At 56.9% G+C, this 21,698-nt stretch carries 21 protein-coding genes; 8 read left to right on the top strand and 13 right to left on the bottom strand.

Features of this window, described 5'->3' with window-relative positions; genetic code table 11:
* Positions 1 to 4: 4 nt before the first annotated feature.
* From TRESADRAFT_RS10265 to TRESADRAFT_RS10250, 4 genes are all read right to left on the bottom strand, one after another.
* Complete coding sequence (locus tag TRESADRAFT_RS10265) at positions 5 to 775, bottom strand: thiazole synthase (RefSeq protein WP_002705440.1); 771 nt, start codon at positions 773 to 775, stop codon at positions 5 to 7.
* Between the two features lie 40 nt (positions 776 to 815).
* The gene (gene thiF, locus TRESADRAFT_RS10260) at positions 816 to 1,625 is read right to left on the bottom strand and encodes a sulfur carrier protein ThiS adenylyltransferase ThiF (RefSeq protein ID WP_002705439.1); all 810 of its coding nucleotides are present in this window, start codon (positions 1,623 to 1,625) and stop codon (positions 816 to 818) included.
* A 2-nt stretch (positions 1,626 to 1,627) separates the two neighbouring features.
* Positions 1,628 to 1,825: a sulfur carrier protein ThiS gene (thiS, locus tag TRESADRAFT_RS10255; RefSeq protein WP_002705438.1), complete on the bottom strand. Its 198-nt coding sequence runs from the start codon at positions 1,823 to 1,825 to the stop codon at positions 1,628 to 1,630.
* 107 nt (positions 1,826 to 1,932) lie between these two features.
* Positions 1,933 to 3,261, bottom strand: coding sequence for an MATE family efflux transporter (locus TRESADRAFT_RS10250; protein ID WP_217169713.1), 1,329 nt, complete (start codon positions 3,259 to 3,261; stop codon positions 1,933 to 1,935).
* Between the two features lie 169 nt (positions 3,262 to 3,430).
* Between TRESADRAFT_RS10250 and TRESADRAFT_RS16300 the strand changes: the two genes are divergently transcribed.
* Positions 3,431 to 4,726: an HAD-IA family hydrolase gene (locus TRESADRAFT_RS16300; protein ID WP_002705436.1), complete on the top strand. Its 1,296-nt coding sequence runs from the start codon at positions 3,431 to 3,433 to the stop codon at positions 4,724 to 4,726.
* Here the strand turns inward: TRESADRAFT_RS16300 and TRESADRAFT_RS10240 are convergent.
* Positions 4,716 to 6,800 (bottom strand): transporter substrate-binding domain-containing diguanylate cyclase, encoded by a 2,085-nt coding sequence (locus TRESADRAFT_RS10240; protein WP_002705435.1) that lies wholly within the window; start codon positions 6,798 to 6,800, stop codon positions 4,716 to 4,718. The genes TRESADRAFT_RS16300 and TRESADRAFT_RS10240 overlap by 11 nt on opposite strands.
* Before the next feature lie 113 nt (positions 6,801 to 6,913).
* Here TRESADRAFT_RS10240 and TRESADRAFT_RS10235 point away from each other — a divergent pair, with 113 nt between their 5' ends.
* Positions 6,914 to 8,110, top strand: a complete 1,197-nt coding sequence (locus tag TRESADRAFT_RS10235) for an iron-containing alcohol dehydrogenase (protein ID WP_002705433.1) — start codon at positions 6,914 to 6,916, stop codon at positions 8,108 to 8,110.
* A 99-nt stretch (positions 8,111 to 8,209) separates the two neighbouring features.
* Here TRESADRAFT_RS10235 and TRESADRAFT_RS10230 read toward each other — a convergent pair whose 3' ends face one another.
* Complete coding sequence (locus TRESADRAFT_RS10230; protein WP_002705431.1) at positions 8,210 to 9,907, bottom strand: SulP family inorganic anion transporter; 1,698 nt, start codon at positions 9,905 to 9,907, stop codon at positions 8,210 to 8,212.
* Positions 9,908 to 10,034: 127 nt separating this feature from the next.
* On the opposite strand from TRESADRAFT_RS10230, the gene malQ reads away from it, so the two are divergent.
* The 6 genes from malQ (at position 10,035) to TRESADRAFT_RS10200 (ending at position 15,416) form a co-directional block, all read left to right on the top strand.
* Positions 10,035 to 11,651, top strand: a complete 1,617-nt coding sequence (malQ, locus tag TRESADRAFT_RS10225; protein ID WP_002705429.1) for a 4-alpha-glucanotransferase — start codon at positions 10,035 to 10,037, stop codon at positions 11,649 to 11,651.
* Positions 11,652 to 11,692: 41 nt separating this feature from the next.
* Positions 11,693 to 12,283, top strand: a complete 591-nt coding sequence (locus TRESADRAFT_RS10220; RefSeq protein WP_002705427.1) for a chromate transporter — start codon at positions 11,693 to 11,695, stop codon at positions 12,281 to 12,283.
* Positions 12,280 to 12,897, top strand: coding sequence for a chromate transporter (locus TRESADRAFT_RS10215; protein WP_002705425.1), 618 nt, complete (start codon positions 12,280 to 12,282; stop codon positions 12,895 to 12,897). The genes TRESADRAFT_RS10220 and TRESADRAFT_RS10215 overlap by 4 nt, the downstream gene beginning before the upstream one ends.
* Before the next feature lie 50 nt (positions 12,898 to 12,947).
* Positions 12,948 to 13,664: a purine-nucleoside phosphorylase gene (gene deoD, locus TRESADRAFT_RS10210; protein WP_002705423.1), complete on the top strand. Its 717-nt coding sequence runs from the start codon at positions 12,948 to 12,950 to the stop codon at positions 13,662 to 13,664.
* Between the two features lie 114 nt (positions 13,665 to 13,778).
* Positions 13,779 to 14,705: a ribonuclease Z gene (locus TRESADRAFT_RS10205; protein ID WP_040842881.1), complete on the top strand. Its 927-nt coding sequence runs from the start codon at positions 13,779 to 13,781 to the stop codon at positions 14,703 to 14,705.
* A gap of 9 nt (positions 14,706 to 14,714) precedes the next feature.
* On the top strand, positions 14,715 to 15,416 hold the full coding sequence (locus tag TRESADRAFT_RS10200; protein WP_002705419.1) for an ABC transporter ATP-binding protein: 702 nt from the start codon (positions 14,715 to 14,717) through the stop codon (positions 15,414 to 15,416).
* 3 nt (positions 15,417 to 15,419) lie between these two features.
* On the opposite strand, the gene TRESADRAFT_RS10195 is transcribed toward TRESADRAFT_RS10200, so the two are convergent.
* From TRESADRAFT_RS10195 to TRESADRAFT_RS10165, 7 genes are all read right to left on the bottom strand, one after another.
* Positions 15,420 to 16,373, bottom strand: a complete 954-nt coding sequence (locus TRESADRAFT_RS10195; RefSeq protein WP_002705417.1) for a D-2-hydroxyacid dehydrogenase — start codon at positions 16,371 to 16,373, stop codon at positions 15,420 to 15,422.
* Positions 16,374 to 16,461: 88 nt separating this feature from the next.
* Positions 16,462 to 16,659 (bottom strand): heavy-metal-associated domain-containing protein, encoded by a 198-nt coding sequence (locus tag TRESADRAFT_RS10190; RefSeq protein WP_040842880.1) that lies wholly within the window; start codon positions 16,657 to 16,659, stop codon positions 16,462 to 16,464.
* Positions 16,660 to 16,813: 154 nt separating this feature from the next.
* Positions 16,814 to 17,884, bottom strand: coding sequence for a dual-specificity RNA methyltransferase RlmN (gene rlmN, locus TRESADRAFT_RS10185; RefSeq protein ID WP_002705413.1), 1,071 nt, complete (start codon positions 17,882 to 17,884; stop codon positions 16,814 to 16,816).
* Between the two features lie 111 nt (positions 17,885 to 17,995).
* Entirely contained in the window at positions 17,996 to 19,135 is a 1,140-nt protein-coding gene (locus TRESADRAFT_RS10180; RefSeq protein WP_002705411.1) for a tetratricopeptide repeat protein, read from the bottom strand.
* Positions 19,136 to 19,174: 39 nt separating this feature from the next.
* Positions 19,175 to 19,513 carry a hypothetical protein gene (locus TRESADRAFT_RS10175; RefSeq protein ID WP_002705409.1) on the bottom strand — a complete coding sequence of 113 codons (339 nt, stop codon included), beginning with the start codon at positions 19,511 to 19,513 and terminating at the stop codon, positions 19,175 to 19,177.
* A gap of 51 nt (positions 19,514 to 19,564) precedes the next feature.
* On the bottom strand, positions 19,565 to 20,143 hold the full coding sequence (locus TRESADRAFT_RS10170; protein ID WP_002705405.1) for an RsmD family RNA methyltransferase: 579 nt from the start codon (positions 20,141 to 20,143) through the stop codon (positions 19,565 to 19,567).
* A gap of 17 nt (positions 20,144 to 20,160) precedes the next feature.
* The gene (locus TRESADRAFT_RS10165) at positions 20,161 to 21,690 is read right to left on the bottom strand and encodes an ankyrin repeat domain-containing protein (protein ID WP_002705395.1); all 1,530 of its coding nucleotides are present in this window, start codon (positions 21,688 to 21,690) and stop codon (positions 20,161 to 20,163) included.
* Positions 21,691 to 21,698 lie beyond the last annotated feature (8 nt).

Below are 21,698 nucleotides of genomic sequence, written 5' to 3'. Positions count from 1 at the left end.
CCGATTACCTCAGGAATCCGGTGAGCGGGTCGGAAGCGCTCGCCCCGTTTTCGATGACCCTGCCGAGCCCTGAAAGATACGCGCTTCTTCCCGCGGCGATTGCATTTTTGAACGCCTCCGCCATCAGCGGGATGTCGCCCGCGGTCGCGATTGCCGTGTTCGCCATAACGGCTGCGGCGCCCATCTCCATTGCCTCGCACGCCTGCGACGGCTTTCCGATTCCGGCGTCAACGATTATTGGAAGCTCGATTTCATCGATGAGAATCTGGATGAACGATTTTGCGGAAAGACCCTTGTTCGAGCCGATGGGGGAGGCAAGCGGCATGACACAGGAAGCCCCGGCATTCACGAGGTCGCGCGCCGTATTCAAATCGGGAAACATGTACGGCATGACGACGAAACCTTCCTTCGCGAGTTTTTCCGTCGCGCGGACAGTCTCGGCGTTGTCGGGAAGAAGATATTTCGTGTCGCGCATTATCTCGATTTTCACGAAATCGCCGCACCCCATCTCGCGCGCGAGAAGCGCGATTCTGACGGCTTCGTCGGCATTCCGCGCGCCGGAAGTGTTCGGAAGAAGTGTCACGCCCTTCGGAATGAAATCGAGGATATTTTCGCCGTCGCGCGTGTTCGCGCGCCTCAACGCGAGCGTTATTATCTCCGCTCCCGCATTCTCGACGGCGGCCTTTATCAGGTTCAGATTGTATTTTCCGGAACCGAGTATGAACCGCGACGAGAATTCGTGCCCGCCGAGATTCCATGTGTCTTTTTTTTCCATTTTTTTTATCTCCGTTTTTTTATTCGCACTTTTTATGGTTTTAAATCTGCCCGGATGTTCCCGCAAGAAGCTCGACGACGAGATTCGCCTGATGGGCCGCGCAAATCGTCACGCGCGGAGCCATAAGCCCCATTCCGACTTTCGCGCCGTTCACCCTGTCGCCGCAGATGTAGAAATTCCTGCCGATTTTCTCTGTTTTTATGAGATTGCTTTCTCCGAATCCTGCCATTCCTGACGCGGAAATGAGGACGGCGTCGGGAAGCTCGCAAAGGACGCCCTCCGCAATCATCGCCTTCGCATCCGGCTTGTCGAACGCCTCGCATATTATGGAGTCGCCTCGGAAAAGCTCCGCGCAGTTTTCGGCACAGACGCGCACATCGTCGGCAACGACCTCGATGTAGGGATTCACCTGGCGGAGCAAATCCTTCAGCGCCTCGGTTTTCTTCATCCCCAGATGCGACACGAAATACTGCTGCCGGTTGAGGTTGCTCGGCTCAACGACATCGAAATCGACGATATGGAGATGCCCGACGCCGACCCGCGCAAGCATGACCGCGATGTTCGAGCCGAGCCCGCCCAGCCCCGCAATGGCGACATGCGCATCCTTGAGCTTTTTGTGCACGCCCGGAGTGTGCCTTGCCGCCATCATCCCCTCGAGGACGTCGCTCGGAGGAAATTCCCCCTTCCGTATGAAATGGACGGAGCATCCTTCGCGAAGGGGCGCGTTTCCGTCAATCTGAAACCCGTCAAGAATCCAGACGCTTTTTTCCGCAATTCCCAATTCCGCGCGCAGAGAATCGATGTCGGACGATGCAGTTTCGATTTTCTTCCCGTTGAATTCAATCGTCATAATCAGCCGCCCCCGACAAAACTCACGACTTCGATAGAGCATTCGTCGGCGATTGGCGTGCTCTCCCACGATTTTTTCGGAACGATTGAGCCGTCAATCTCGACGGCTATGCGACCGACATCAAAACCGCTTTCCAAAAGAAAATCGCGGAGCATTTTTCCTGCCGCATTCTCCGCGATTTCTCCATTCAGTTTCACCACGGTTTCACCTCCATGAACAGAAAAAATAATGAAGATGAGAAAAAACTTCAATTTGAAAAACCAAAATAAACGCGGCAGACCAATACAAAAAAGCTATATCGGCAAAATCAGCGTGATTTCCTTGAAGACGACCAGAGCCTGAAAAGGAAAAGGATTCCGCGGACGCACAGCTCGAAGCTCATCGCGAACCAAATTCCCTCAAGACCGTATCGCCCGGCAAGAACGAGCGCGAGCGGAATCCTGACGAACCAGACGGACGCGAATTTGAAGATGCTCGGGACAAGCGTGTCTCCCGTTCCGCGCAACGCCCCGTTTATGACGAGGGAAGCGCCGTAAAACGGCTCGCAGAACGACTCAATCCGAAGAATTTTCGAGCCGAGCGCGCGGATTTCGGCGTCAGGCGTGAGAAGCCCAATCATTTCCGGCGCAAAAACGAACATCAGCCCGCCCGTGACGACCATGAGAGCCATCCCGAGCGCCGCCGTAAGCCAGCCGAACCGGTACGTCAAATCGAGGCGCCCGGCTCCGAAACTTTGCCCGCACAACGTCGACGCGGCGGCGCCAATTCCCGCGGCAGGCATGTAGCAGAGGCTTTCGACCGTAATCCCGAACGAATTTGCCGCGAGAGGAATGTTCCCGAGCGGGGAGACAATCCTCGTGTATGCAATCTGCCCGCCGGACATGATTACCTGCTCGAACGCGACCGGAAGCCCGATTTTCAGCGCGTTCTTCACGACATTCCAGTCGAAAACCATGCGCTCGTTCTTCCGCACGCTCAAGACGGGCGATTTGAAAAACAGGAAGGCGAAAAGCAGCGCCGTCACGACGGTACGCGAGACAAGCGTCGAAAGCGCGGCACCGACGACGCCCATCTTCATGACGAAAATCAGGATGTAATTGAGGATTATGTTCAGCACTGCCATCAGAATCTGCATCATGCTCGGGAATTTCATCTCCCCGGAGCATTGGAGCATTTCCGCGCAGAGGTCGTTCAGCTGTATCACGGGAATCGAGAGGCAGAAAATGAAGAAATACGCCCACGAATCGCGGAAAATCTCCTCGCTTCCGCCGAGCCACCCCGGAAGGAAAAAACTCACGGAAATTCCCGCCGCCATAAGAACGAGGGAAAAAAACATCGTCGAGGCAAGCGCGATTTTCAGGAGGTTCCGCGCCTCTTTTTCTTTGTTCGCGCCGATAAGCTGCGCCGCCTGAACCGTAAATCCCATCGCCGCCGCGAACGTGAAGCCGAGAAAAAGCCACGTGCTCGACGCGACAAGCCCGATTGACGCCGCCTCGGCAGCCCCCAAATGCCCGACCATCGACGCGTCGATGTACGACATGATAATCGAAGAAAGCTGCGCCATAATCGACGGCACGCTCAGAAAAACGATGAGAAGGACCTGCTGCCTGAACGAAAGAGGCTCGCTGTTCCTCAATTTTGAAAGATAAAATGATGGATTCACGCTTTTACGTTCCGTTATGAGAAAAATAGGCGGGCATTGTAGCACAAAAATGAGCGTTGGTCTTTTTGCGGGCAGAACAGGTTTGCTGTTTGAGGCACGCGGAAAAAAAAGATAGAATAGCGCGCGAAAAAGAGGTGATTGAATGATTTCTTTGTATGTATTCGACATGGACGGAACGCTCATCGATTCGGGGGAGGACATCGCCGACTGCGTGAACGCGACGCTCTCGCATTTCGGGTATTTCAACATTCCGACGCAGGAGCTTATCTCGTTCACTGGTGACGGGGCGCGGGCGCTCATCATCCGCGCGCTCAAATCCTCGACGCGGGGAAAATTCGACGAGACGACGGAAAGCGGGAAGCGGAAAACAGAGGAAATCCTCGCGTGGTACCTGAGCTATTACGGCGAGCATCCCGTGACGAAGACAAAAACATACGCGGGAATTCCGGAACTGCTCAAGGTTCTCTCAAAAAAAGGAAAGAAATGCGCGCTCCTCACGAACAAACCTGAGCACGTCGCACGAAAAATCCTCGATATTTTCGGAATTGCCGGATATTTCAGCGCTGTTGTCTGCCCGGAAAGCGGATTCCGGAAGCCTGACCCGCGGGCGCTTGAAATGACCGTGCGGAAAATCAACGAATCGTGCGGGACGAAATTCGGGAAGGAAAATACCGTGATGATTGGCGACAGCGCCGTCGACATAAAATGCGGAAAATCCTTCGGATGCATGACAATCGCGTGCAGGGACGGGCTCGGAAAAAGGGAGGAGCTTCTCGCGGAAAAGCCCGATTTGGTTTTTGCGGTGGCAAGCGAGGTCGAAAAATTCATCGACCTGCTTTCGTCGGAAAACGGCGCGACGGAAATCCAGAAATCGGCGATGGAAAACAACGTTCCGATAATGCAGGACGAGGGCTCCGATTTCATCTGCGACTTCATACGGAAAACGGGCGCTCGGGAAATCCTCGAAATCGGAAGCGCCATCGGATATTCGGCGATAAAATTCGCGCGGACTGCCCCGGAAACGCGCGTCACGACGATTGAAATCGACGATGAGCGGTTCGAGAGCGCGCGGAAGAACATCGACGCGGCAGGGCTTTCCGGCAGAATCGAGATTATTCACGCGGACGCGCTCGAATACGAAATCGGGGACAGAAAATTCGACGTCATTTTCATCGACGCGGCAAAGGCGCAATACGAGCGGTTCTTCGAAAAATACAAGGCGAACCTTTCGGAAGGCGGCGCGATTATAAGCGACAACCTCGAATTCCACGGCATGGTCGCAGACCCGAGCCTGACGCGGAACCACAGCACGCTCCAGCTCGTCAAAAAAATCCGCCGCTATGTCGAATTCCTCAAGGCGAACGAAGAATTCACGACGGAATTCATCAGTCTCGGAGACGGCATATCGATTTCGCGCAGACGCAAAATCAGCTCGTGACGACCTTGTTCTTCCCGCTCCGCTTTCCCTCGTACAAATTTCTGTCCGCCTCCTGGAACATGCTCGTCCGCGTCGCGCCGGGAGCGTAGGACGACACGCCGATTGTCGCCGTTATCGAAATCGACTTGTCCCGATACATGACTTTCTGGGCGGAAATCGCTGCCCTGATGCGCTCGGCAGCACGCCTGACGATTTTCGGGTCGGCGCGCATCAGGACGAGGAATTCCTCGCCGCCCCACCGGAACGCCATGTCGTGTCTGTCGATTCCCTTGAGAATCGTGGACGACGCCATCTTCAGCACGTCGTCGCCCGCCGAATGCCCGTATGTGTCGTTGACATGCTTGAAATCGTCGAGGTCGAAAATGAGAATCGAGAACGGCTCGCCCTTCTGGATGGCGCGTGAAAGCGCCGTGTCGAAATAGGGCGTCAGCTTGCGCCTGTTCATCAGGTGCGTCAGGACGTCGTAGTTTATCATCATCTTGAGCCTGTCGAGCGCGACGAAAAGCGAGAGCAGGAGGACGAGCGACACGGCGAGCCACGTCATGATGAGCACGAGATAATCGTCGAAAAAATCGCGCATCGTGTATTTTCCGACGCGGAGGGAAAGGTTCATCACGATTTCGTTCAGGCGGTCGGCGCTGCGGACGTAGTTCACGAGCTTGTTCAGGGCGGAGACAAGGACATAATTCTCGTGCATGACGCTGAACGAGACGGAATCGCTGTTCGGGAGGTTCATCACATTGAGCGACCGGTATTTCTTCCTGAGCGAGATGTAGCGCGAAATCTTGAAGCTGCTGACGACTGCCCCGGAAACCGTTCCCCGCATCACCAAATCGAGGCATTCCTTGAACGAATCCGCCTCGATGACACTCGCGTTCGGGAAGAAGCGGGACACGTAGCTGAGCGACTGGCTGTTCTTCACGACGGCAATCGAATTCATGAGCTTCTTGTTCCCGAATATGTAGCTGTATCCCGAATTCATGACGGGCTTCGACATCATGCTCCCGCTTTTCTCGGCGGAATCCAAATCGTAGACGCTCGGAAAAATCACGTCGACGACGCCGTTCTTGAGCGCGACCTCCGCCTCGTTCACCTGGTCGTAGAATGAGAATTCGATGTCGGACTCCACGCCGAACACATTCTTCAGGCATTCGGTCAGATAGACGATGATTCCCTCCGTCCGCTCCAACCCCTCGTCATAAAAAGAGAAGGGAATCCCGTCCTTCAGGCAGCCGATGCGGAGACGCGGGTGCTCGTCGAACCATTTTCGCTCGCGTGCCGAAAGCCTTCTCGTGAACGACGTGTTCGAATAGTAGCGCTCCCAAAGCTGCTGGTTGAAATACGGGTTCGACACGAATATCTCGTTGAGGGCGGAATTCAGCTCGGCGAGAATGTCGGGGCGCATCTTCGACACGGCGAGGTATATGTCGGACGCGCCAAGCCTGAACAGCGGCTCGAACGATATGTCCGCGACGGAATCCATCAGGACGAGAAGGTCGAATTTCCCGTTCTTGAAGTCGTCGAACGACACGTCGTCATACGACATGAAAACGATATCGAGCGAGATGTTCTTGTCCTCGAGCCAGTCGAGCAGAAGCCTGTACTGGAAGGACTCCCCGCCGACACAGCATATCGACATCCCGTCAAGCACGCCCGCGTCGTCGTCGAGCATAATCCTCTCGGCGGCGGCAGGGCTCGCGTATATGTAGTATGACTCCGTGCCCATCGGGAAATCGGGGTAGTCAAGCTCGGCGCGCCTTTCCTCGAGGAAGGAAATGTCCCCGAGCAGGTCTATCTCCCCGGAGACGAGCTTCGCGTACAGCTCGGTAAAATCGCCGTAAACGTACTCGTATTTCCATCCCGTATAAACGGCAAGCGTCTGCAGATATTCGTAGGCATACCCGCCCTTCGGTTCGTCCTCGCTCCCGCCGTTCATAAAAGGCTCGCTGTTCCTGTAATAACCGACGCGGACGACCTTGCACGGCTCGCGGTAATCTGCGGCGGAAACGTTCCCGGAAAAGAAAGCAGCGGAAATAACCGAGAACGCAACCGCAAAAATAAAATGCACCCTCATAAAAACACACTCTAATTCAAAAATCTATAACTCGCAACGAAAAATCAGCCCCGAAAAATGTCAATGACAATTCACGCGGTAATTTACTATACTGAGCCGTTCGGAGGTCAAGAATGACGGATTTCATATACAGCGCGCCGACAAAAGTCGTGTTCGGGCGCGGTGCGGAGGAGCATGTCGGGGAGCTTGCGCGGGAAAACGGCGGAACGAACGTGCTCGTCCATTTCGGGGGGAAATCGGCGCTCGCGTCGGGGCTTGTCGGAAGAATCTGCCGGTCGCTCGAAAATGCGGGAATAAAATTCGAGACGCTCGGGGGCGTCGTCCCGAACCCTCGGCTGTCGAAAGTAGAGGATGGAATCGCGATATGCCGCGAAAAGGAAATCGACATGGTGATTGCGGCTGGCGGCGGCTCTGTAATCGACTCCGCGAAGGCGATAGCCATGGGGACGAGGGCGGACAGGCCGGTGTGGGATTTCTACTCCGGAAAGGCGGAGCCGAACCGCGACTGCCTTCCCGTCGGGGCGGTCCTCACGTTGGCGGCGGCAGGAAGCGAGATGTCATCGTCGTCGGTGATAACGAACGAGGACGGCGACATAAAGCGGGGATGCAACAACGAATCGTACAGGCCGAAATTCGCGGTGCTCAACCCGGAGCTTACGATGACGCTTCCGTCATGGCAGACGTTCAGCGGCATCGCGGACATCATAATGCACACGATGGAGCGGTTCTTCACGAAAAGCGGCGACCATTCCATGCTCACGGACTCGATTGCGTTCTCCCTCATACGCACAGTCATTGCCTCGGCAAGGATTCTCCTGAAAAATCCAGGCGACTACGACGCGCGCGCGGAGATAATGTGGGCGGGAAGCCTCAGCCACAACGACCTTACGGGAATGCGCTCGAACGGGGACTGGGCGACCCACCAGCTTGAGCACGAGCTCAGCGGCATGTTCGACGTCACGCACGGGGCGGGGCTCACGGCGATATGGCCGGCATGGGCGCGGTACGTCTTCACCTCCGACATCAGCAGGTTCGCGGAACTTGCGGGCGGCGTCTTCGGTATTTCGGGCGCGGGCGACAGGGAGAACGCTGTTTCGGGAATCGAGGCGATGGAATCGTTCTTCGCGGAAATCGGGATGCCGACAAGAATCAGGGACCTTTCGCGGCAGGAGGGAGTCAGCCTGAAATGGGGCGACTACGTCGTCGCCGAGCTTGCGAGGAAGGCGTCGTTCGACGGAAAGCGGACGCTCGGCGCGGTGAGGAAGCTCGAGCGGGCAGACATGGAGAACATCTATCGGAAAGCCTGGTAGATGGCGCCGAAAACAAAAACGCCCCGGAGCGAGTGAGATGCAGGACCGCATCCCGCACGCCCGGGGCGTTTCGTTTTTTCTAAAACGCGGAAAAAAAACTCACGACGCGAGAATCGCGCGCGTCCGTGCGAGGGCAAGCGCGATGTTGTCGCACACGTTCTCCGCGCCGAGACGCTCGACCATGCCGGTCTTCTCGAGGAGGCGGCGAGGCTGCTCATGGACGCCGGAAAGGACGAGCGTAACCTTCCGCCTGCCCAGCGCGGCGAGCGCCTGCTCAAGCGCGCGGATTCCGCCGGCATCGAGGTACGACGTGTTCCTCATGCGGAGAATCAGAACCTTGTACTGGATTCCGGCCTTCTCGACGGCGACCTCGAATTTGCGCACGGTGCCGAAGAAAAGCGGGCCGTCAATCTCATAGACCATGGCGCCGTCGGGGATGTCGAGCTTCTCCTCCGGCATGTCTATCGTGTTGACAGAATTCCCGATTCCGCCGGAAATTCCGCCGCCGCTCTGCACCTCCGAGAGGTCTATCATCTTCTTTATGAAGAAGAACGCCGCGAACCCGAGACCGACCGTAATCGCGACGGTCAAATCGACGAAGACGGTGATGAGGAACGTGACGGAGAACACGCAGATGTCCGATTTCTGGCCGCGGAGAAGCGCGCGGATTGCGGGGAACCCCGCCATGTTCCACGCGACGTTGACGAGGACGGCTGCCAATGCCGGCATCGGAATCCACGCGGCATACTTTCCCGCGAAGAGGACGATTACGAGCAGCGTGAGCGCGTGGACGATTCCCGCGACAGGGGTCCGCCCCCCGTTCTTGATGTTCGTCGCGGTCCTCGCGATTGCGCCGGTAGCGGGAATTCCCCCGAAAAGAGGCGTCACGATGTTCGCGATTCCCTGGCCGATGAGCTCCGTGTTCGAGTCGTGCTTGTCGCCCGTCATACCGTCGGCGACCGCGGCCGACAGAAGCGACTCGATGGCGGCGAGAACGGCTATGGAGACCGCCGTCGGGAAAAGCGTCGTCACGGTCTTCAGAGAGAAATCGGGCAGCATCGGCGAGGGAAGGCTCGTCGGAATCTCGCCGATTGTCGAAATCTCCATCCCGCACCTGTTTCTGAGCACGACGGTGAGGATTGTCGTGACGAGTATGACGACGATGGAGCCGGGAATCTTCTTTATAAAGCGCGCCCACACGAAAAGGAAGACGAGCGAGACTCCCGCCACGAGGAACGAATACAGGTCGAACGTGCCGAAGAAATGCGCGAACGCCATCATCTTCGGAAGGAAATCGCCCGGCATCTTCGAGTATTCCTCACCCAAAAGCACGACGGGCGACGAGAAGTCTGGCGTAAGCCCGAAGAAATTCCCCAGCTGGCCGCCCGCAATCGTGACGGCGATTCCCGCGGTGAAGCCGGTGACAATCGTGTACGGGATGAACTTGACGAGACCGCCCATCTTGAACGCGCCGAGCAGGATGAGCAGTATTCCCGCCATCACCGTTGCCGTCGCAAGCCCCGAAAGCCCGAACTGCGACACGATGCCGTATATGATGACGGTGAAGGCTCCTGTCGGGCCTCCAATCTGCACGGTCGACCCGCCCAGGGCGGAGATGAGGAAGCCCGCGATTATCGCCGTGAACAGCCCTGCGGCAGGCTCCACGCCCGACGCGATGGCGAACGCGATGGCGAGCGGGAGCGCGACTATTCCGACGATGATTCCAGCCACGAAATCGCTGGCGAACTTCCTGCCGCTGTAGCGTCCCAAGCTGCTGATTAGCTCTGGTTTGAACATAAAAACCCCTGAAATATTACGTAAAGATTTCGACAGTCTGCTACTATTTGCGAAAAAACGCAATATTTTCAGAGAAAACAAAATCCCTTATTTATGGTAGAATATCCGCTCAAAGGAGGAAAAACAAATGCAGAGCAGGAAATCAGGTATACTTCTTCATCCGACATCGCTCCCGTTCACGCCGGGAATCGGGACGATAGGGCGCACGGCGTTCGCGTTCGCGGACTGGCTGGAAAAGGCGGGAATTGGTCTTTGGCAGGTGCTGCCGCTCGGGCCGACGGGATACGGGGACAGCCCCTACCAGAGCTTCTCCTCCTTCGCGCTGAACCCGCTGCTCATCGACTTCGACGACCTTGTCGCCGACGGGTATGCAAGCAGGGCCGACATGAGGACTCCGCCGTACATCCGGAAGGCGGGAAACGTCGATTACGGCGCCGTCGTATACTGGAAGAACGCCGCGCTCAAGGTTGCCGCGCGGAAATTCGTCGAGGCGATAACGAACCCGATGGAGCAGGGCGTGAAGGGATTCTCCGACAAGAAGGTCGCGTTCTATCTTTTCTGCCAGGAGAACAAATTCTGGCTCAGGGACTATGCCGCGTTCATGAGCATAAAATCGCATTACGACGAGATGGCGCAGGCGGAGGGCGTCCCGGGGACGTGGAACACGTACTGGGAGAAGAGCCTCGCGGGGCACGAGAAACAGGCGGTTGACGCGTGGATCGACTCCCACCCGGAGGATTTCCTGATGCACGAGGCGATTCAGTTCTTCGCGTCGGTGCAGTGGAACAGGCTCAAGGCGTACGCGAACGGGAAGGGAATCCAGATAATCGGGGATGTCCCGATATTCGTCGCCCCGGACAGCGCCGACGTATGGTCGAACCAGAAATTCTTCCAGCTCAACTCCGACAGGGGCTTCTCGTCCGTCGCGGGCGTTCCCCCGGACTACTTCTCGGCAATCGGGCAGCTGTGGGGGAACCCGCTCTACGACTGGAACGCGCTCGAGGCCGACGGGTACTCATGGTGGATAGAACGGGTCAGGCGGATGCTCAAGCTCGTCGATTTCGTCCGCATCGACCATTTCCGGGCGTTCGAAAGCTATTGGGCTGTCCCCGCCGGAAGCGCGAACGCGATAAACGGGAAATGGGAGAAAGGGCCGGGAATCAAATTCTTCGACGCGCTCAAAAAGGCGCTCGGCGAGCTTCCGCTCATCGCGGAGGATCTCGGCATCATCACGGACGAGGTCGCCTCGCTCAGGGACAGCTGCGGGCTTCCTGGCATGAAGGTCCTCCAGTTCGCGTTCAGCAAGGACGAGAAGAAGGCGGGCGCGCTCGTCAATTCGTTCCTGCCGCACAACTTCCTGACAAAGAACTGCGTCGCGTACACGGGGACGCACGACAACGACACCACGCAGGGGTTCCTCAACTCCATGTCGGAGGATTTCGTCGCGCTCGTCGCCTCGTACGTCGAGGGAAGGTCTGTCGGTGAGAAGGAGGCGCTGCGGCTGTGCGACACCGGAAAGCTCACGGAGTCGCTTGTCCGGGAAGTGTTCGCCTCCATCGCCGATTTTGCCGTCGTCCCGCTGCAGGACGTCTGGGCAGTCGGCTCCGAGGGCAGGATGAACCTTCCGTCGACGTCCGGCGCGAACTGGGCATGGAGGGCGGAGCGGAAATTCTTCGAGGGGAAACGCGCGGAGGAGAAGGCCGCCTGGCTTCATGAGATGGGCGAGCTTTACGCCAGAAAATAAGACGCATATCTCTTGCTGCAATTTTTTTTACAGGAGTGTGCATGGAAAAAATGCAACAAAATGACGGGACGCTCGGGAAAAGGCTTCTCGGGCTGTTCACGGTGTTCTTCAAAATCGGGCTGTGCACGTTCGGGGGCGGAATCGCGATGCTCTCAATCCTCGAGCGGGAGCTGACGGAGAAACGCGGATGGACGACGTCCGACGAGCTTCTCGACTATTTCGCGATAGGCCAGTCCACGCCCGGAATCATAGCCGTCAACGTCTCGACGTTCGTCGGGCACAAGAGGGCGGGGATTCCCGGGGGAATTGTCGCGACGGCGGGGATGGTCTGCCCGTCGGTAATCATCATAACGATAATCGCCGAGTTCATATCGAATTTCGCCGAAATCGCGTGGGTGCAGCGCGCTCTCACGGGGATTAACGTCGCGGTGGCGGCGCTCCTCACGCAGGCGGTGTGGAAATTCGCGTCCAAGGCGGTGAGCGGAATCCTCGGCGCGGCGCTCCTTGTGGCGGCGTTCGTTCTGATATTCGCGCTCAACGTCGGGACGATATGGATTATAATCGGAAGCGCGCTTGTCGGCGTCGCAATCGCGGGCGCGCGCGGGGAATTCCGCAAGGAGAAAGCGGAATGACGGAGTTCATTATAACGGAGATACAGTCGCATTCGCTGCTCGGACTCCTGTGCCTCACGGCGGTTTTCTTCTACGTGGGGCTGATAACGGTCGGGGGCGGGCTTGTCTCGCTCACGGTAATCCAGCAGGTCATCGTGGACAACTTCCGCCTGCTTTCCACGGAAAGCTTCTACAACATGGTCGCGATATCGGAAAGCACGCCGGGCCCCATCGGAATCAACATGGCGACATACGTCGGCACGGAGCTCTACGGGGCGGGCGGCGGAATCGTGACGACGGTCGGTGAAGTCATGCCGTCGATTATCTGCATCATACTAATCGCGCGTTTCTTCGCGGCGTTCGCCGACAGGAAGGGCGTGAAGGCGGCATTCTCCACGCTGCGCCCCGCCGTCTCCGGCGTCATAGCGGTCGCGGCCGTCAAGGTCATCCAGATTTCGCTCATAACGATGGCGGGCGATTTCTCGTGGAGCGACATGCACACATGGAAGAACGCCGTCGTACAGGCACCGAACGCGGTCTTCTATCTCGTCGCGCTCGCCGTGCTGTTCAAAACGAAAATCCATCCCGTTTTCATAGTGATGGCGGGAGGAGCGTTCGGGGTGCTTTTCTGCTGAAGAACGCGCCGCGGACAATAATAAATTCAACGAAACAAAAGGAGCTTAACATGAGCACACACATCAACGCGCCCGAAGGCGCAATCGCACCGAACATCCTTCTTCCGGGAGATCCGCTCCGCGCGAAATTCATCGCGGAGAATTTCCTCGAGGACGCGAAATGCTACAACGAGGTCCGCGGGATGCTCGGTTTCACGGGAACATACAAGGGCGTTCCCGTGAGCGTCCAGGGAACGGGAATGGGACAGCCGTCACTCTCCATCTACGTCACGGAGCTGTTCCGCTTTTACGGCGTCCAGAACGCAATCCGCGTCGGAACGTGCGGCGCGGTAAGCGCTGACACGCAGCTTCGCGACACAATCATCGTAAACGCGGCATGCTCGGACTCGTGCCTCCTCAACCAGCGCTTCGGCTCCCTCCACTTCGCGCCCACGGCGAGCTTCCCCCTCGTGAAGACGGCCGACTCAATCGCGGAGAAGATGGGAATCCGCTACCAGGTCGGCTCGGTCGCCTCGTCCGATTTCTTCTACGACAAGAACGAGAACTGGAAGAAATGGGCCGAGTACGGCGTTCTCGGAATCGAGATGGAAAGCGCGGAGCTGTTCACCCTCGCGGCGGAGCACAAGCGCAACGCGATGGCGATAATGACCGTCTCGGACCACATCCTCCTCGGCGGGCAGACCACGGCTGAGGAACGGCAGACGACGTTCACGAACATGATGAAGCTCGCGCTCGAGACAATCGTCGCCGTGAACGCGAAGAAATAGCGGCACGGCAAACGCTTCCCGGGCGCATCCGGGAGAATCCGCGCGGGCATAACGGTCGCGCGGATTTTTTTTGCCTGTGGATTTTTATGCCCCTCATCCACTAAAATCATGTCCATGAACATGGAAGCATTCGTACTCGGCTGCGGCGGAATGATGCCGCTGCCTTACAGACATTTGACATCGGTACTTCTCCGCCGCGACGGGGATTTGTTCCTCTTCGACTGCGGAGAAGGAACGCAGGTCTCGCTGAAACGGCTCAACCTGAAATGGAAAAAAATCGACGCGATATTCATCTCCCACACGCATGCGGACCACGTGACGGGGCTGCCAGGAATCATGATGCTCAGCTCCCAGGTGGACAGGACGGAGCCGCTCTACATATACGGCCCCCCGAAGGTCGCCGAATACGTGGAGTCGAGCCGGAAAGTCCTCGACATGTACATAAACTACCCGGTCATCGTCAAGGAGATAACGGCTCCCTGCATCGTGCACGAGGGCGACGGGTTCTACATACGCGCGTTCCCACTACAGCACACGAAGACGTGCGTCGGATACACGCTAGAGGAGCTTGACCGCCCCGGAGAATTCAACCCGGAGAAGGCGGAGTCGCTCGGAATCCCGCGTGGACCGCTTTGGGGAAGGCTCCAGCGCGGAGAAAGCGTCACGCTGGAAAACGGGCGGACAGTGGAGCCGGGCGACGTGATGGGTGAGCGCAGGAGCGGACGGAAATTCAGCTTCGTCACGGACACGCAGTACATTCCTTCGATAGCCGACGAGGTACGCGGGAGCGACCTGCTCATCTGCGAGGGCATGTTCGACGACTCGTGCGCGGAGCAGGCAAAGGAGAAGAAGCACATGACGAGCAGGCAGGCGGCAAGGATTGCGCGGGACTCGAATTCGGCGCGGATGGCTATGATACACTACAGCCCGCGCTACACGGACAGGGAGCTTCCCGTCCTCCTCGAGCAGGCCCGCGAGGTTTTCCCGGCGGCGGAGCTGACGCGCGACAGGATGGTGTTCGACATCCCCTACGTCGACTAGAGGGAAAATATGGTCGAGCTCAAGCATTTCTCGAAATCATACGGAAAAAAAACTGCCGTCAGCGACGTTTCGATGCGCTGCGGGGAAGGAACCGTCACCGGAATAATAGGGCTGAACGGCGCGGGAAAGACGACGATACTCAAGGCAATCTGCGCGCGCCATTTTGCGACGGCGGGAAGCGTGTGCGTAAACGGGTTCGACGCGGAGGGCGACACGGAGAAGGTGCGCGCGCTCACGGGATTCGTCGAGGAGACCCCGAACATGCCGGACGAGCTTCTCGTCAGCGAATTCATCATGATGTGCGCAGGACTGCGCGGCGCGGGCAACGATTCCGCCATGAATGCCGCGGAACGATGCTCGCTTGCCGAATTCTGGAACGAAAAAATCGGGAGGCTTTCGAAAGGGCAGCGCGAGAGGGTCAACTTCGCGCAGGCGCTCGTCAACGACCCGCCCGTGCTAGTCCTCGACGAGCCAGCAAGCGGTCTTGACCCCGCGCAGATTGTGAGGATGAGGGAGCTTGTCCGCTCTCTCAAGAAGGGGCGCACGATTATACTCTCGACGCATCTCATGCAGGAAGTCGACGCGCTCTGCGACACGGTTTTCGTCATGAATGCCGGAAGGCTTGCCGAAAGCGGAAGCGCGGACGAGATAATCGCGCGGACGGGAACGCGAACGCTCGAGGACGCGTTCTTCAAACTCACCTCGCGCTGAAAATCAGCGGACGACGTTCACGGGGGAACCGGCGAGGAACGACTTTATGTTCTCCCTCGCAATTCCGAGAAGGCGCTCCCGCGTCTCCTTCGCGGCCCACGCGACATGCGGGGTTATCACGCACCGTGGCGCTCCGGCAAGCGGGGAGGCGACGTCCATCGGCTCTGAAAGAAGGACGTCGGCCGCATAGCCCGAAAGCGCGCCCGAATCGAGCGCCGCGCGGACGGCACGCTCGTCGACGAGACCGCCGCGCGCGGTGTTCACGAGGACGGCGCTCCTCTTCATCAGGGAAAGCGTCCTTTCGGAGACGATTTTCTCCGTCTCGGGCGTAAGCGGAGCGGCGAGGGCAAGATAATCGCTTTCCGAGAAAAGCTCATCCACTGAAACCGACTTCTCCCCGCCCGTGAATGATGACGGCGAATGGACGTGGATTATCACGTTCATCCCGAAAGCATGCGCAATCTGCGCGACTTTCCTTCCGATGTTCCCGAATCCGAAAATTCCCAGCGTCTTTCCAGAAATCTCCGACAGCGGTGACACCCAATAGCAGAAATCGGGGCATTTTATCCAGTCCCCGCGCGCGACAGAATCGGAATGCTCTCCGACCCTGCTCGCAAAATGAAGAATGAGCGCGAATATGTGCTGCGCGACGGCATCGGTGCTGTAGGACGGGATGTTCGTGACGACGATTCCGGCTTCGGCGCAGGATGCGACATCGACGACGTTGTATCCGGTCGCGAGAACGCCGATGTACCGCAGGTTCGGGCAGGCGGATAGGATTTCCTTCGTTATGCGGACTTTGTTGAGCAGAATTGCGTCCGCGTTCCCAATCCGCTCGGCGACGAGGTCGGGCGGCGTCCTGTCGTATACCATAAATTCGTCCGCAAGCGCGGAAATTCCGTCCCAGCTCACATCTCCGGGATTGAGCGCATGGCCGTCAAGAACGACAAGCTTCATTTTCTTCCTCCATCATTTCGTTTTCCGTTCAGGCATGAAAAAAGCCATTCGTCAAAGAATGGCTTTCCCAAAACTTATATAAATATCATCAACCGATGACGGAAACACCCGCTGATGCGATAGCGGCGGTGATTGCTCCCTCATCCCCGTCGAAATCGACATGAACCTGCGACTTGTTCGGGTCGGCGGTACAACTTTTCACGCCCGCAACCGCTGAAACTGCCGCCTGCACTTTTGATGCAGTGTCCGCGTCGAACATTCCGTCAACGTATATTTTTTTCTCCATAAAAAACCCCATAAAACGTGGAATGAAAATCAAATGCATTATAAATCGTAAAAAGTGAAATAGCAATATCGGAACATTTCCACAATGAGTTTATTGATTTTTTTCGGGCTCAATACGGGCAAATCTCTCTATTTTCTCCATTGCATGGAGTTTTTTACGGCTCCTCGTCGAACTCCGACTCGAGTTTTTTCCCGTTTCCCTGGGATGACGCGAGCGTCTTTCCGAGCTGGCCGCATGCGCCGCCGATTTCCCTGCCGCGGCGCGTCCTGAGCGTGACGTTCAGACCGTTGCGCTCGAGGATTGACACGAAGGAGCGGCATTCCGCGGACGTCGGCTCCTCGAAAGGAAGCCCCCCGACGGGATTCCACGGAATCAGGTTTATGTGGACGTCAAGCCCCTTCGCGAATTCAACCATATTGCGCGCGCTTTCCTCGCCGGTGTTCTTCTCGTGAAGGAGGGCTGCCTCAAGGGTGACGCGCTTGCCCGTCTTTTCCGTGAAATAGGAAATCGCCTTCCTGAGCTCGGAAAGGGGATTCGTGCGTCCTATCGGCATGAGCTTCTCGCGGAATTCGGGATCGGCCGTCGTGAGCGACACGGCGAGCCGTATTGCAGGCCCGTTGTCGGCGACGTCGTATATGCCTTTTATGACGCCCGAAGTCGAGACCGTTATCCGCCGCCCCGAAAGCGCCCTGCCGCGCGAATCGGTGAGGACAGAAATCGCCTTCCTCACGTTCGGAAGGTTCATCATCGGCTCTCCCATTCCCATGAAAACGATGTTGTCCAACGGTCCAGCATGCTTCTCGAGGAAGAGGAACTGCTCGACGATTTCGCCCGCATCAAGATTCCGCGCAAGCCCGAGATGCCCCGTCTGGCAGAACGCGCAGTTCATCGCGCAGCCGACCTGGCACGAAACGCATGCCGTCTTCCTGTCTTCCCTGTCCGTAAGGAGCACGGTCTCGACGGCAAGCCCGTCCTTGAGCGTTATCTGCAGCTTTATCGTTCCGTCGCTGTCGCGGAGCACCTGCGAGACCGACGACGAGCGAAGCACGGCTTTCTCGGAAAGCTCCTGCCGCAAGGCAACGCTCAGGTTCGTCATCTCATCGAACGACTCTGCGCCGCGGCCTATCCACTGAAAAATCTGGCTTCCACGGAATTTCTGCGAAAATCCGAGCTTCTCGTTTATCTCCTCGGGGGTAAGCCCCGCCAACTCAATTCTATCTTCCATTTTCCTCTCGCTGGACATGCACGGCAGTTTCTTTTTCGGGCATGTCGATGAATTAAAAATCGCGCCAAAAGGCGCGATTTTCAGGCACAACAGCCAAATTTCCGGACTGAATTACAGGGAACTCTCGAGGCGCGCGAGCATCTCCGCAACAGCCTGATTCCGTATTCCCTGTCGCCCGAAATTCTTGAGCGTGTCGATCGCCTTGTCCTTTCTTCCCATTTTCACGTAGCAGTCGGCAAGGTCGATGTACAGGCGGAAATTTTTCGGGTCGCCGTTTATGAGCGTCCTGAGCCTCTCCACCGCCTCGTCAAATTTTCCCTCGCCTTTGCAGATGAGGGCAAGCCCCAGCGCGGCGTATATGTCGAAGTCGATGTCCATCGCCTTGTTGTAATATTCCGTAGCCGTCTTGTAATCGCCGGTGTTGCGGTAAGCATCCCCCGCGCGCGTGAGAATTACCTTGTTTTTCGGGTCGTTCTCAAGGATGCGGTTCCAGTACTCGATTGAGCGGAACTGCTGGTTCATGCCGCGGTAGCAGTCGGCAAGCCCGAACAGCGCGTAGAAATTGTTCGGGTTTCCCTCAAGCGCTTTCTCAAAATACGGGATTCCCTGGTCGAATGTCTTCAGCTTCCTGTGGCAGTTTCCGATTGACGTAAGAACCCTTATGTCGACGGAATCCTCGTTCTGCTGGAGCATGCGCGTCCAGTAATAGAGGGCATCCTTGTATTCCTTGAAATCGTAATGAAGATGCCCCAAACCGATGAGCGCGTACGCGTTGTCGTGCTCCATGTCGAGAACCTTCAGGTAAAGCTCCTTCGATTTCCGGAAATCCTTCGTCTTTCTGTATGCATCGGCGACGCGCGTGAGGACGGTTATGTTCCTGTCGTCGTGGACAAGATACTGCTCCCAGATTTGGATTGCCCGCGGGAACTGGTTCAGCGCCTTGTAGCAGTCGGCAAGCCCGAACAGCGCGTAATTGTTTCCGGGATGATAGTTGAGGCAGGACTGATAATACGAGACGGCGGAATTGAACCGTCCCTGCTTGCGCTCACAGTCGCCGAGTCCGACAAGCGCGTAGTTGTTGTTCTCTTCAATCGAAAGAATTCTCTTGAAGGACTGTTCCGCGTCAAGGAGCCTGTTCTCCTTGAGCGCCTGATACCCCGTCTTCGACAGCTCCGAAATCTCGGAATTCTGGTTGACGTCGATGACCTGCTGCTGCGGAAGCTCCGGTTCCGCCATTAATTCGTCACTCATTTTTTTACCTACCCACTTTTTTGGATTTGTTTTTTACGATTATTTCAGCAACGCGGAAAGCATCGTCGATATTTTCTCGTATATGGGGGACGCCTTTCGGCCGTTGTGCGCCAGAACGTAGAATTTCAGCGCCTGAAGCTCCTTGTTCTTCTTCATGTAAAAATCCCCGATTCTTGTAAGTCCGTCCGAATACCCCGTCGTCATAAAAATTCGGCAAGCCTCATCCATCTTGCCGGAATTGAACAAAGCGTTGCCTTTCCTGTTCAGCACGGCCTTCTGTTCGGAGGAAAGCGTGCCGAGCGGCTGCTCCGAGACTTTTATGAAACCGTTCGGAATCTCGTGTTCTGAAATGGTTTTCTTAATGTCCTCTTCATTCATACGAATCTTAATGCTATCATAAATAAACCGATTGTCAAGGAAGAATGGATGTCATTTTTCCGCGGTCTCGGTCTGAATTCCCTTCATTTTGTAAAAATGAACGATTGAGCGCCCGTAGACGCGCTTGTCGCATACGAAAAGCGAGCCGATTTCGTCCGGCGGCGTGTCCTCCTCCGGAAAGTGAATCATGACCATCGCGTCGGGATTCTCCGGGTTGAGAAGCCTCCGCTCAGAAATCGTCTTCAGAAGCTCCGTCCTGAACTTGTACGGAAACGGCGGGTCGAGGAAAATGTAGTCGAACGTGTCGCGGCATCTTTTCAGGAAAAGCTCGACCGCAAGAAAATGGCACCCGATTTTCACGTTGCAGATGCGCTCCGTCACGGCGACGTTCTCAAGCACCTGCTTCACCTTTATCTTGTCCTTCTCGCAGAGCTGGACGCGCGCCGCGCCGCGCGAGACGGCCTCTATCGCAATCGTCCCGCTCCCCGAAAAAAGGTCGAGCCACGATTTTCCTGAAAGGTCGCCGAGTATCGCAAAGACGGACTCGCGCATCCTGTCCATCGCCGGCCTGATTATTCCGTCGGGGCATTTCACGACATGCCCTTTGAGTTTTCCCCCTGTGATTCTCATTCATTCCTCCGAATTTCTCATTTTCTGACAGAAAGCGCCCAATACGTCTCGTCATGAGGAAGCTTTCTGTTCTCCGCCGCAAAGTCGAACGCGGATTTTCCGTCTATCGTCCTGTAATTCTTCGACGCGCCGTTTGAAAGAAGCCATCCGATTACGGCGGTCGTCCTGTTCGATTCGGCGGCGTACATCAGCGGAGTTTTGTCGTCAAACGGCGTGTTGAGCGATATTCCCCGGGCAAGGAACACCGAAAGGACGGAAAGCGGGGATTCTGCCGCGACCGCCTGCACGAACGCGCCCCGGACGTCGCTCTCCGTCGCGGAACGCCCTTCAAGAAGCGCCTCGGTTACGGACGGCTCGGGATTGTACACGGCCGCGAGCATGAGCGCCGTCACGCCGAACCCGTTCTTCTTCCTGAAATTCGCCCCGTTCGAAAGAAGGAAATCGACGGTTTTCCTGTCGCCCTGATGGCGCGCCGCAAACATCAATGCGGTCCACCCGTCCTTGTCGCTCATGTCGATTGACGCTCCGGAATATATCAAATCCTTCATCAGCGGAATGTTGCCGTCGCGAGCCGCAATCATGAGCTTCGTCCGCCCGTCCGAATCCTGCTCGTTCACGGACTCGATTCTCTTCCGCATCGAATCGCCCTCAATCTCAATCGCAATCGGGATAAGCCCCTCGTCGCTGCCGTCATCGGCAAAATCGTAGAGATAAACGGAGCGGTACGGCGAGATTTCCTTGCGGGCTTCTTTTCCGCCGTTATCATCGGCTCCGCCCGCATCTTCCGTCCGTTCCGGTACTGCGGCCTCCTCCACGACAGGCGCGGAAAAAGCCTCCTCAACGGGAATTTTCGATTCCTCCGCCTGCGCGGCAGGGGAGGGTGCGCTTTCGACGGGCGCGGGATTCGCATCGGGAACGGCTTCGTCCGTCGCGGAAACATTTTCCGTTTTTGCGACAGGCTCCTCAATCGGAACGGGGACGGGAACAGGTTCCTCATTCTTTGGGGGAATGTCCGCCGCCGGCTCGGCTTTTGCGCCGGAAAAATCCTTCGGGACATCGGCGTATTTTGCGAGAACGGCAAGGATGTGCTCGACCGAGGAGGCGTTCTGGTTCTTTTTCAGATACGCGAACGAATTCATGCCGGATTTGTCCTTCGCGAGGATTCTCTTTTTCCGCGCGCCCTTCGTGAGCGTGCCGTAGCATATCACCTTGTCCACGACCTCGGCATCGCTCGAATATTGGCAGGCGTACATGACCGCCGTTTTCTTCTGCTTCGTTTTCTTGTCGGCATCGACGCCTGACTCAAGGATGGCAGTTATGACGGCAACGCCGCGGTCTGCCTTCAGCGCCGCCATGAGAAGGGTCTCCTTGTCGTCGCCGCGCGTTAAGCCCTCCATGCCGGAAATTTCTTTCTTTATGTCCCGGGCCGTCGTCGTTGGAGACTCGACGAGCGTGAAGAACTTGTCGGATTTGCTCTCCTTCGCAAACGCAAGGGCAAAGGCAGACATCACAAAAGACGCGACAACTGCAAGCCGTTTTCCAGCCATATTTTCCT

This window comes from Treponema saccharophilum DSM 2985 (assembly GCF_000255555.1).
Taxonomy (GTDB): Bacteria; Spirochaetota; Spirochaetia; order Treponematales; family Treponemataceae; genus Treponema_D; species Treponema_D saccharophilum.
The sequence above is the reverse complement of the archived record's forward strand: the minus strand, read 5'-3'. Positions and strand labels throughout refer to the sequence as shown.

Excerpts from the sequence above, each read along its gene's own strand:
- TRESADRAFT_RS10265 (WP_002705440.1), bottom strand. The coding sequence starts at position 775 with ATGGAAAAAAAAGACACATGGAATCTCGGCGGGCACGAATTCTCGTCG.
- thiF (WP_002705439.1), bottom strand. The coding sequence starts at position 1,625 with ATGACGATTGAATTCAACGGGAAGAAAATCGAAACTGCATCGTCCGAC.
- TRESADRAFT_RS16300 (WP_002705436.1), top strand. The coding sequence starts at position 3,431 with ATGATTTCTTTGTATGTATTCGACATGGACGGAACGCTCATCGATTCG.
- TRESADRAFT_RS10240 (WP_002705435.1), bottom strand. The coding sequence starts at position 6,800 with ATGAGGGTGCATTTTATTTTTGCGGTTGCGTTCTCGGTTATTTCCGCT.
- TRESADRAFT_RS10235 (WP_002705433.1), top strand. The coding sequence starts at position 6,914 with ATGACGGATTTCATATACAGCGCGCCGACAAAAGTCGTGTTCGGGCGC.
- TRESADRAFT_RS10230 (WP_002705431.1), bottom strand. The coding sequence starts at position 9,907 with ATGTTCAAACCAGAGCTAATCAGCAGCTTGGGACGCTACAGCGGCAGG.
- malQ (WP_002705429.1), top strand. The coding sequence starts at position 10,035 with ATGCAGAGCAGGAAATCAGGTATACTTCTTCATCCGACATCGCTCCCG.
- TRESADRAFT_RS10220 (WP_002705427.1), top strand. The coding sequence starts at position 11,693 with ATGGAAAAAATGCAACAAAATGACGGGACGCTCGGGAAAAGGCTTCTC.
- TRESADRAFT_RS10215 (WP_002705425.1), top strand. The coding sequence starts at position 12,280 with ATGACGGAGTTCATTATAACGGAGATACAGTCGCATTCGCTGCTCGGA.
- deoD (WP_002705423.1), top strand. The coding sequence starts at position 12,948 with ATGAGCACACACATCAACGCGCCCGAAGGCGCAATCGCACCGAACATC.
- TRESADRAFT_RS10205 (WP_040842881.1), top strand. The coding sequence starts at position 13,779 with ATGAACATGGAAGCATTCGTACTCGGCTGCGGCGGAATGATGCCGCTG.
- TRESADRAFT_RS10200 (WP_002705419.1), top strand. The coding sequence starts at position 14,715 with ATGGTCGAGCTCAAGCATTTCTCGAAATCATACGGAAAAAAAACTGCC.
- TRESADRAFT_RS10195 (WP_002705417.1), bottom strand. The coding sequence starts at position 16,373 with ATGAAGCTTGTCGTTCTTGACGGCCATGCGCTCAATCCCGGAGATGTG.
- TRESADRAFT_RS10190 (WP_040842880.1), bottom strand. The coding sequence starts at position 16,659 with ATGGAGAAAAAAATATACGTTGACGGAATGTTCGACGCGGACACTGCA.
- rlmN (WP_002705413.1), bottom strand. The coding sequence starts at position 17,884 with ATGGAAGATAGAATTGAGTTGGCGGGGCTTACCCCCGAGGAGATAAAC.
- TRESADRAFT_RS10180 (WP_002705411.1), bottom strand. The coding sequence starts at position 19,135 with ATGAGTGACGAATTAATGGCGGAACCGGAGCTTCCGCAGCAGCAGGTC.
- TRESADRAFT_RS10175 (WP_002705409.1), bottom strand. The coding sequence starts at position 19,513 with ATGAATGAAGAGGACATTAAGAAAACCATTTCAGAACACGAGATTCCG.
- TRESADRAFT_RS10170 (WP_002705405.1), bottom strand. The coding sequence starts at position 20,143 with ATGAGAATCACAGGGGGAAAACTCAAAGGGCATGTCGTGAAATGCCCC.
- TRESADRAFT_RS10165 (WP_002705395.1), bottom strand. The coding sequence starts at position 21,690 with ATGGCTGGAAAACGGCTTGCAGTTGTCGCGTCTTTTGTGATGTCTGCC.